Raw genomic sequence first — 9,932 nt, forward strand, 5'->3', positions numbered from 1 at the left:
GGGAAAGGAACGGGCAGCTTATGAACAAGGCGGCGATGCTGAAACTTAGTGAAAAGCTGGCGTATGATCTGAAGGAGAAGGTTCTGGAAGATGTAAAGTTGGCGCTGGAAGAGCCTGAAAGTTACTTTGAACGATACGAAGATCGACTGAATGAAAGAGGAATAGAGGTTGCTGATAGGACCTTTGTTTGGATTGCACTGGTTGACGTCCTGCTTGAGTATGACTTAGCTTTTGAAATAGATTGGAAAGAAAAGGGAACCTTCGTCTGTGATGTGATCGACGGTCTACTTGTGAGAAAACATTTTCCTTCAGTGAATTGGAAAGAGCTTGAAGGAAAGAATTACTCGGAATGGACCACCGAAATGTTTCTGAATGAAGCAGCAAGACGGTTAAAAAGTATCGCTGTATCCCTTGCCTATTTAGATATAGATAGTGACAGCTTTGTTCTAATTACAGTTCCAGAGATTGAAATAGAGGGCATCAAGCAACTGTCCCAAAAAGCAGGGTTTACAATCGGGGATTCCTTTCTGTAAGCCCCCTGCGGGGCAAATATGTTGCTATTTTACAAATCTCTGGAATCCCGATGCTAAAAAAGCATTCAAGAAAGGAGTGATTTCTCACTGAAAATAAATATTGGTGTTAGATTAGGAGGCACTTCTGATATAAGTAATACTATTATGCCATTAGTGGTTAATTTAAGAAAACAGTTAGATTCCACGTTTGTTCCTGTTGACTTTGGAGATAATATTAGCTCAATTGACTATCTTTAATGTATAAATGGTGAATTGGTTCAATATTACGACAAAAGCGGGGTTTAAAAAGCGAGGTATATTACAAAACACAAAGTTTTTTATGTTGATATTTGTATTGATGAAACGGAATGGTCTGAAAATGAAATAGTAAACCAAGAGATATTTTTGATTAAATTCAAAGAGTTGATGATAGAGAGTGGGAAAGTGATTCAAAAAAGCCTTCACAAAAAAAATTGTCATTTGGCCTTAATCTCTTTGAAGAACTGATTACCAAATGTATTAGCTAAAATATTTATTAAAGAAGCAAATTTATGAATATGCTGCATAATAATATTTTTTAATAGGCTATCTCTAAAGCTCTATGTAGTTCTTTAGAGATAGCCTTGATTTATACATAAATGTTGTTGGTGTAGCAACTGTTTTTTGTGGAATAAAATAGTGTATTAGCAAGAATTTTCAAGAATAACAATATGGATGGATCGACTAGAAGCGTACTGAAGTAGTAAATCATTTAAATAAGGTGGTTAAGGTTGCTATGAAAGAAATAAAAATTGACCCTAAAATTGGCTTAGGTGATGTGAAATTAAAAATGACTTCTCAAGAGGTACAAAGTATCTTGGGCATCGATTCAGAAAAAGTGGTGAATAAGATCAATGGCAAAGAGTATATTGAGAAATGGGGAAGCTACAAATTACATTATGTAGATAAAAAAGTCGAGATGATATCTGTTGAAGGTTTTCAGTTAATACTACTAGAAGATGAGAAGATAGATTTAATTAACACAAGTAATCAGTTTTTGTCTAAAGAAAATCCTTTCTTGGATTACTTAGGAAATTATATTTTCCCACATTACAATATAGCAATAAATGGACTTGAAGAGAACGGAAATGGTATAGAAATTACCATGTATTCGGATAAATTCAAAAATTTTTATGAAGATAATATTAAGTATAATGTACGTTATCTTGAATTGAAATCTACTCATGAAATGAATGAAATAACTTATAATGTTATTCCCTATACTTCAGTCGGTCCTTTGCATTTTGAAATGTCCCATAAAGACATAGAAACTATTTTAGGGAAGCCGGAGAAAATAAATAAAATGAACAATGGTATTTTGATAGAAAATCGGGGAGATATCCAGATAAGGTATAATCAAAATGACGAATTGATCCAAGTAAAACTGGGAAAAAAACAGACTGTCATTTTGCAAGGTGAATTGATAACCGAGACTGGTTCTAAGAGTTTGATATTATCAAACGAAGAGGTCTTTGTGAATAGAAATTATTTAGTATATTTTAATTTAGGAATAGCTTTGGATGGTAAGGGAGAGCCCGGCCAGCTGGAGACGATCTCATTATTTTCCAAGGAAATGATCCCTTTTTGGAAAAACATACATCGTCCTTTGATTTGAAATGGAATACGTTATTAAGCTATAAAGTTGGTTATTAATTGTCCAAAAAAGCAGGGTTTACAGTCAGGAACTCCTTTCTGTAAGCCCCTATGGGGCAAGAATGTTGCTATTTGACAAATGCACCAATTACACATAAAATCTTATTGCACAAATACACACCGTATTACTGTGTTTTTCGGGAAAAGAAGTAAACTTTTCCGGCAATACCCTGCTATTTTTTGACCATTGGTCTATTTAGGATTCGTTATTAAAAGGAGCTTGAAAATTATGAATGTATATCGCAACACCCTTGAATTAATCGGACGCACGCCATTAGTGGAGTTGAACAGCTATTCTCTTCCGAGGGGAATTCGTCTGTTTGCCAAGCTGGAGTTTATGAATCCGGGCGGTAGTGTGAAGGATCGGGTGGGTAAGGCTCTTATTGAAAAAGCATTGAAGACAGGTCAGCTGAAGCCAGGAGGGACTTTAATTGAAGCAACAGCAGGCAACGCAGGCATCGGCCTGGCTATGGCGGCGCTTCATTATAACATCTCGGTTATTTTTGCTGTGCCTGAGAAGTTCAGTCAAGAGAAACAGGATCTGATGAGGGCGCTGGGTGCGCGTATCGTTCATACTCCGACAAGTGCGGGGATGAAAGGGGCCATCGAGAAAACGAAGGAATTGGCTGCGGAAATCAAAGATGCATACTTGCCACGTCAATTCAGCAACCCGGATAATCCAGAGGCATATTATACGACAATGGGCCCTGAAATTTGGAATGATCTGGACGGTAAAGTGGACGTATTTGTGGCAGGAGCAGGCTCGGGGGGCACATTTATGGGAACCTCGCGTTATCTTAAGGAGCAAAATGCAGCTATTAAAACGGTCATTGTGGAGCCGGAAGGGTCCATTTTGAATGGCGGCGAGTCAGGTCCGCATAAAACGGAAGGAATCGGCATGGAATTGATCCCTGAGTTTGTGGATAAAGGGTATTTTAATGCCATTCATACCATTAGCGACGTGGACGCATTCAACCGGGTCAAGGAACTGGCGGAGCGTGAAGGGATTCTCGTCGGCAGTTCCTCCGGTTCAGCCCTGCATGCTGCTTTACTGGAAGCAGAGAGCGCACCGGATGGTGCACATATCGTTACCATTTTCCCGGATAGCAGCGAACGTTATCTGAGCAAAAAAATATATGAAGGCGGGATATAAAATGAAACGTAAAACAAAACTGATTCACGGCGGGCTCCCTACCGATCCTCATACTGGCGCGGTTAACGTTCCTATTTATCAGGTAAGCACCTATGAGCAAGAGGAAATCGGCGTTCATAAGGGCTACGAATATTCGCGTACAGGCAATCCGACCCGGTTTGCGCTGGAGGAGCTGATCAAGGAGCTGGAGGAAGGCAAACGCGGTTTTGCTTTCGGTTCCGGTATGGCAGCGATTCATGCGGTATTTTCCTTGTTTAAAGCAGGGGATCATATTTTGCTGACTGATGATGTATACGGAGGCACCTATCGTATCGTAAGCAAGGTGCTCAGTCGGATCGGGATCGAGTCCACATTCGTGGATACGACAGACCTTGAGGCCATTTCCAAAGCGATCCGTCCAAATACGAAGGCATTGTATGTGGAAACGCCAACGAATCCGCTGTTGAAGGTTACAGATATCCGCGCAGTTTCGGAGTTGGTGAAAAAGCATAAGCTTTTGTTGATTGTGGACAATACCTTTGCCACGCCTTATTGGCAGACGCCTATTACACTTGGAGCGGATATCGTCATTCACTCTGCCACCAAATATTTGGGCGGGCATAGCGATGTTGTAGCCGGGCTGGCCGTAGTAAACAGTGAAGAGCTGGGCGAGCAGCTTCATTTTCTGCAAAACGCCATTGGCGGTATTCTCGGCCCGCAGGATTCCTGGCTATTGATCCGTGGCATCAAAACGCTGGGTCTGCGCATGGAAGCGATCGAGCAAAATGCGAAGGGAATAGCAGCCTTTTTGGAAAAGCATCCAAAGGTCAGCAAGGTGTACTATCCTGGGCTGGCAAGCCACGCGCAGCATGAGCTGTCCAAAACACAGGCTGACGGCTTTGGCGGCATTATTTCCTTTGATATAGGCAGCGATGCCAATGCAGCTGCACTACTGAAAAAGGTGAAATATTTTACGCTGGCTGAGAGCTTGGGGGCAGTAGAAAGCCTGATCAGCGTTCCAGCACGTATGACCCATGCTTCGATTCCAGCAGAACGCCGTGCAGAGCTGGGCATTACGGAAGGTTTGGTGCGGATTTCAGTGGGGATTGAAGATCTGGAGGATTTGATCGAAGACTTGCAGGCAGCATTGTAGGGCCAAAAAACGTAAAGATTAAGAGAGGTGGCTGAGGCTACCTCTTTTTTGTCCAAAAATGTTGCTTTCCCTTAAAAACCGAGTATAATACTCGGTAATAGAATGTATCATAAGGAGAGAGAGCATATGCGACGGGCAAAAACACACAGTTACCTGCAGGTAGATGACTATTTGGATCTTCTTAATTATGCGAAACAATTACATGATATAAAGTGGCAACAAGAGCTCAAGGAAGCCTTGCAGCATCATTTGCAGGAAAACGGCAAGGAGACTAAGGATTCTAAAATTAACGCGCTATGGCGGCATTTTGACCAGATTAACGACAGGCTGCTGGAGCTATTTGATCTTTTACGAAATAGTAATAACGCGGTGGAGCGAAACTCGTGGAGCGAACAAATTTGGGAGCTGAAATTGGAACAAATCAAGTTGGAAAAGCAAATACAAGCGAGCTATTCACATTTATAAACATCAGCATAGAAGGTTATGAGCAGACAAAAGTCAACTAAATATAGACATTTTAATAACGAAGTGAAGCACTCTGCTTTCTTCGTTTTTTGTTTATACACAGCTTCTTTTTTTTGGAAAAACAGAGGAGTAAACAGAGATGATAACGAATAGTTTTATATAGTTGTTTTAAGTGTTAACGGAAAAATTTCCGGAAGAATATCGCGGCTACGTCTTTCGAGGAAACAAAAACCTGGAGGGGGAATGTTATGAGGTTCACGCATCTGGAAAAAGCAACAACTGTGCTGTCGGATCATCCGGTTCGTTTGACGTCTGCTTATGCAATCGGTCCGGTCGAGCTGCCGGAAAATTGCGGTGTGGGCAGGGAATGGTCGAATTATTTCACCCATGAAGACTGGAATTTGGAAAGGGCATGTGAAGAGGGACTGGAGCTTTCAGCCGGGGGAAGGGCAGCCTGCCGACTATTAACCGAGCTGGACCCCCGGAACGCGGAACTGAATTTAGGGGTTTTCCCACCTTTGGCCGAGCAAGAAAGGCTTTTGCTGGTTTCCAACCTTCGTTGTATGGCAGCACAGGAAGTCGTTATCAGACCGTTTGAAGGGACAGGACAAATTTGGATAGACGGCATGCTGGTATATGCGGAATCCGGTCCTTTTCGCTTGCATCTGGAGGAAGGCGATCACACAGTGATCATCATCGCAGCGTTTATTCCCGATGAAGCCCGTTCTATTCGTATTAGCGGAAATCAGATATGCGATCATCCAGATGTGGCAGAGCTGCAGCGTGAATTTGTAGAGCGCAATATACGTTTTCATATGGCTTGGCTAGAGGTTGAGAAAAGTGCGGAGAGGGAAGGGGAAAAAAGTCCGATCTCGTTTTATTTGCTGCGTAAGGATCGCGTAGATCTGCCTGCAGATCAAACGGTATGGGTCGAGGTAACGGATGATGCGGGAACGAAGCTGGATCGGTTTCAAGCGACCTGGGAGCAGGAGCAAAGGTATGCCTGGGATGAGGAAATGACCGGGAACACAGGGATGCTGCATTTTACGGTTGCATATCACGATCATGAGGCAGGAGAGCACCATTTTGTGTACTCGGTACTTGTACGTCCTTTGTCTGCCGTTGTGCAGGGTTTGCAGGAAGAGTATGACCACTACAAGCAGGCTCATGTCAGGGATGCTCTCAATCTCAATGCTGCACGAAAAATACAGATAGAAGGTCTACTGGAGGAACTAAAAAGGTTAACGGCTTTGCCGGAAGATCCTTTTGAAATCTGGGACTATCGGGTTGTGCGTGAATATATCAAGCTATTAAAACAAATTTTCACATATGGATGTGCCGAACAGTCTCAGCATTCATTCTCACTTCAGGAAAAAAACATCTTTGTGTCTCCTGAAGGGATTGGCGAAGGCTTTTTTGTCTCCCGCTTGGATAACAGCTTACAGCGCTATACCTTACAGCTTCCAAGAAGCTTTTCGGCAGAACGACAGTATCCTTTGATTGTCCTGATGCCGGGCAAACGGTATGAGCTGGGTCTGCCTGATTTCCAGCAACGTGATTTTGGGCAGGGCTGGGAGGAAGAGGCGATATTTGTTACTTTTTCGTGTCGTGGCGTAACGTTGGGCAGTTATATTGGCGAAGCCGCTTTCCTGGAGGCGTTGGATGTCATTCTGCAATCGTACCCGGTGGACGAAGAACGAATTTATCTGACAGGTTATTCTAACGGCGCTTATGCGGCCTGGGCGATGGCACAGGCGTATCCTTCGCGTTTTGCAGCTATTGCTGTGATTGCAGGTGCGCCGCATCCAAAGCAGCTAATGAATCTGTCAAATTTGCCTATATTGAACATCGTTGGCGAGCAGGATTATCTGTTTGATCAGGCGTATACGGCTCCTGCAACTGAGCTTGCATCCAGCCATTTCAAAGGTGTAGTGGAGCATTGCTCTAATCACTGGGACACACATGAGCTGAGGCTTCTGGACGGTGTGCTGGGCTGGCTTATGCAATGGAAAAGAGATGTCGCACCTCAGCGTATAGCCTACCGGACAGAACGGGGCAGACATAATCGTGCCTATTGGCTGGAACTGGCGAAAATGGATGAACACGAGGAATATGCTGAGCTGTACGGTGAAATGAGCACAACAGGCGAATTGGACATTACGGCCGTTCACGCTGACGAATTTATCATTCATCTTTCTCATGAAGTCATGGCTTTGGAGCTGGTCCAGGTACGTATCGGAGCTCGTATTTTCGTGTTGGATCTGCTGGAATACAGTCGCTTTCGCTTTGTTAGAATGGAGTCACAGAAGCGCCCCTCGCCCGAATACCGTTTGATTGCTGAACGGGGGAGAGGAAGCGATGTAAGCTCTGCAAAAGAAACAGAGACCGAGCAGGGAACAAGTGGGATAAAAAGCGCAGGAAGAAATGCTCGGAGCCACGGTATGGGCGTGCTTGACGTTTATATGGACCGTCTTCATATTGTCCTTCCATCCAGCTATGCTACACCGGAGGAAGAGCAGGCGATGAAACGGACAGCGAACGCCTTGGCCAGTCCGCGGACAGCGACTTGGAATCCCTATATCGGTGTCCATTATCCTGTTGTGTCTGCTCATGACATTTCGGAGGAAGAGCTGGCTGACAGCAATTTGATCTGTATCGCTTCGGGCTTGACCAGACATGAGCTGCTTCAACGACACCAGGAAAATTTGCAATTCGTATGTACGGAGGAAGGCTATACGCTGGGCGGTGATTTTATAGCAGGGGAATATTGTCTGTCATATATTCAGCCTAGCCCTTGGTCTGCACACCGACAAATGCTTGTCGTAGCGACCAATTCACCACGGATGCTAGGCAAAAACCTGTTTATGCGCAAGCTGATCATACCCGGCTATTTTAACGGTTTGCACCCTTATTTGAATAAGGAGATTATTGTATATGACAGCAAGGGTGTGCGTGCTTTTAATTTTATATCCAATCAGCATGACACATATATCCTATAAAATTCCAAAATTAAAACCGTCTGGAGGCACGTTGGTGATCCTGACGGTTTTTTTCTGATTTATTGCAGTGATTTGCAATCGATATGACGTCATATATAAAAGGGCGTTGTAGCAGGTTAGCTTTTATATTGCTCCATCAGGTACATGATCTTCACCTCATCGGCCAAATCTCCGAAGGGTTCTAACGGATTTTCCTGAATGATATGATATAATCGTTGGACTCTTTCCTTGGGTAGCTTGCGTACATATCTGGAAATAAATGCGGCATGGGTAACCACGTAACGCTTTTTGCGGACAGCCGCATTGGCTACGCGGACGAGAATATCCTCGCCTCCTGCCATTTCCAGAATGCGACGCTCATAAAAGGTGACATATCGGAATGTCCGATCCTTGATCAGCTCACGATTTAATCTGGCAATTTCTCCGATATATCTGACCATAAGCGGTTCAAAGCTTTTGATCAGGAGAGGATCGAGGGTCAACTCCATATCTTTGCGCAGAACAAAGGATTGCAGCAGGGCAACCTGCTGGAGCCTTATCCGGTCGTTGTGAATGAGAACAGCAATCTCACGCAGCATCTCATAGGAGACACGCTCACTGAGCTGTCGCAGGGCAACCGCGTTTTTATGATTGACGCCCAGTCCCTCATGGATCTGTGAAATGCGTCCTCTGAACAGGCGTATAAGCTGTCTGCGCTTTTCAAAAGGATAAATACGCTGCTGCAGAAGCACCAACGGCAGCAGGAGGAGTGCACCAACAATACCGCTCAGAAGCATTTGCTGTGTTGAGTGACCGAAAAAGACAGCAGCGGCCAACAGCATGATGCCAACGGCGAGGTCTTTACGGAAATAACGTCTGGCACTGAGCTTGGCGTATTGCTCTACAGGAACCAGCGTATCCCGATCGCAGGATGTACATTTTTCTTCCCAGAGGGCGGTGAATTGTCCGCAATGCCTGCAGATTCTCAGCTTTTGGAAGGCATGCTCCGTGCGGGTGAATGGACGGAATTGTACAGCCTGTTTGGAGCTATTCATTGCGTTCACTTCTCCGGTTCAGCAGTGCCAGCAGCTCGGTGTCGATTTGCGTAATCAACGGAGCACGTTTTTTATGTATATAGTAAATGATTAATTTAATGGCGACAAAAAGAAACAAAATCGCCAGACATCCGTATGAGATCATAGTGTACTTCCTCTTTCTGCTTGGATTTTGACTTTGATATTTTACATGGGCAGGTTTCACTGCTGTCATTTTTGTCGTATAAAGGAGAAGGCTGGTGCCCGATTGCCCTGGTTGGGGTATAATTATATCATTACTGCAGGATATTGGTAAAATCTCGCGGTATAACAGGCTTCTTGGCGGTATTATGACCACTTAGGCAGTATTTTCAGCTGGCACTCATGTAAAACTCATTATAATTTAATAGTAGGGGAGTACAACTGTAATTTAGAGTGAAAAGTTTCTAGAAATGAGAATTAAACCGGCAAAGGGGTACAAGCGATGTTGAGTAGAGACAGAAAATGGTTTTTGGTCATCGGAATCATATGTGCAATGATCATGACTTCGATTTCGGCATGGCAGCCACAGACGGCGAATGCCGCTTCACCCTCTGCCTCCAAGGTAGATGCGGTGCTGGTTGTCGATGTAAGTAATTCTATGAACACCAGTGATCCTGGGAAAATTGGCAATGAAGCCATGAAAATGTTTATTGATATGCTGTCGACGCAAAACGACAAGGTTGGGATCGTGGCATATACGGATGTTGTACAGCGCGAAAAAGCCTTGCTTAATATCACGTCTGAAGCGGATAAGCAGGAATTGAAGGCATTTATTGACGGGCTGAACCGGGGGGCGTATACTGACACCTCCGTAGGCGTCAAGGAAGCGATCCGCATTTTGCAGGATGGCAAAACAGCCGGACATGCGCCTATGATCGTTATGCTGGCCGATGGCAACAACGATTTTAATAAAACGACAGGCAG

At 44.1% G+C, this 9,932-nt stretch carries 8 protein-coding genes and 1 pseudogene; 7 read left to right on the forward strand and 2 right to left on the reverse strand.

The window, feature by feature from the left end:
* Window positions 1-20: 20 nt before the first annotated feature.
* From WG8_RS11020 to WG8_RS11050, 6 genes are all read left to right on the forward strand, one after another.
* A complete protein-coding gene (locus WG8_RS11020; RefSeq protein ID WP_007430252.1) occupies window positions 21-533 on the forward strand; it encodes a DUF6630 family protein in 513 nt (170 codons plus the stop codon).
* A 754-nt stretch (window positions 534-1,287) separates the two neighbouring features.
* Complete coding sequence (locus WG8_RS11030) at window positions 1,288-2,166, forward strand: hypothetical protein (RefSeq protein ID WP_043890965.1); 879 nt, start codon at window positions 1,288-1,290, stop codon at window positions 2,164-2,166.
* A 267-nt stretch (window positions 2,167-2,433) separates the two neighbouring features.
* Window positions 2,434-3,357 carry a PLP-dependent cysteine synthase family protein gene (locus tag WG8_RS11035; RefSeq protein ID WP_007430253.1) on the forward strand — a complete coding sequence of 308 codons (924 nt, stop codon included), beginning with the start codon at window positions 2,434-2,436 and terminating at the stop codon, window positions 3,355-3,357.
* A 1-nt stretch (window position 3,358) separates the two neighbouring features.
* Window positions 3,359-4,489 (forward strand): bifunctional cystathionine gamma-lyase/homocysteine desulfhydrase, encoded by a 1,131-nt coding sequence (locus WG8_RS11040; protein WP_007430254.1) that lies wholly within the window; start codon window positions 3,359-3,361, stop codon window positions 4,487-4,489.
* 126 nt (window positions 4,490-4,615) lie between these two features.
* Window positions 4,616-4,954, forward strand: a complete 339-nt coding sequence (locus tag WG8_RS11045) for a hypothetical protein (protein ID WP_007430255.1) — start codon at window positions 4,616-4,618, stop codon at window positions 4,952-4,954.
* A 248-nt stretch (window positions 4,955-5,202) separates the two neighbouring features.
* Entirely contained in the window at window positions 5,203-7,953 is a 2,751-nt protein-coding gene (locus WG8_RS11050; RefSeq protein WP_007430256.1) for a PHB depolymerase family esterase, read from the forward strand.
* A 116-nt stretch (window positions 7,954-8,069) separates the two neighbouring features.
* On the opposite strand, the gene WG8_RS11055 is transcribed toward WG8_RS11050, so the two are convergent.
* Entirely contained in the window at window positions 8,070-8,987 is a 918-nt protein-coding gene (locus tag WG8_RS11055) for a hypothetical protein (RefSeq protein WP_007430257.1), read from the reverse strand.
* Window positions 8,980-9,132, reverse strand: coding sequence for a hypothetical protein (locus WG8_RS27385; RefSeq protein WP_007430258.1), 153 nt, complete (start codon window positions 9,130-9,132; stop codon window positions 8,980-8,982). The genes WG8_RS11055 and WG8_RS27385 overlap by 8 nt, the downstream gene beginning before the upstream one ends.
* Window positions 9,133-9,450: 318 nt before the next feature.
* Between WG8_RS27385 and WG8_RS28310 the strand changes: the two are divergent.
* Window positions 9,451-9,932 (forward strand): annotated as a pseudogene (locus WG8_RS28310) (VWA domain-containing protein); the annotation flags it as partial.

Source organism: Paenibacillus sp. Aloe-11, assembly GCF_000245715.1.
GTDB classification, from domain to species: Bacteria; Bacillota; Bacilli; order Paenibacillales; family Paenibacillaceae; genus Paenibacillus; species Paenibacillus kribbensis.

Bases quoted from the DNA above. Each gene is read 5' to 3' on its own strand.
- WG8_RS11020 (WP_007430252.1), top strand. From the start codon at position 21: ATGAACAAGGCGGCGATGCTGAAACTTAGTGAAAAGCTGGCGTATGAT.
- WG8_RS11030 (WP_043890965.1), top strand. From the start codon at position 1,288: ATGAAAGAAATAAAAATTGACCCTAAAATTGGCTTAGGTGATGTGAAA.
- WG8_RS11035 (WP_007430253.1), top strand. From the start codon at position 2,434: ATGAATGTATATCGCAACACCCTTGAATTAATCGGACGCACGCCATTA.
- WG8_RS11040 (WP_007430254.1), top strand. From the start codon at position 3,359: ATGAAACGTAAAACAAAACTGATTCACGGCGGGCTCCCTACCGATCCT.
- WG8_RS11045 (WP_007430255.1), top strand. From the start codon at position 4,616: ATGCGACGGGCAAAAACACACAGTTACCTGCAGGTAGATGACTATTTG.
- WG8_RS11050 (WP_007430256.1), top strand. From the start codon at position 5,203: ATGAGGTTCACGCATCTGGAAAAAGCAACAACTGTGCTGTCGGATCAT.
- WG8_RS11055 (WP_007430257.1), bottom strand. From the start codon at position 8,987: ATGAATAGCTCCAAACAGGCTGTACAATTCCGTCCATTCACCCGCACG.
- WG8_RS27385 (WP_007430258.1), bottom strand. From the start codon at position 9,132: ATGATCTCATACGGATGTCTGGCGATTTTGTTTCTTTTTGTCGCCATT.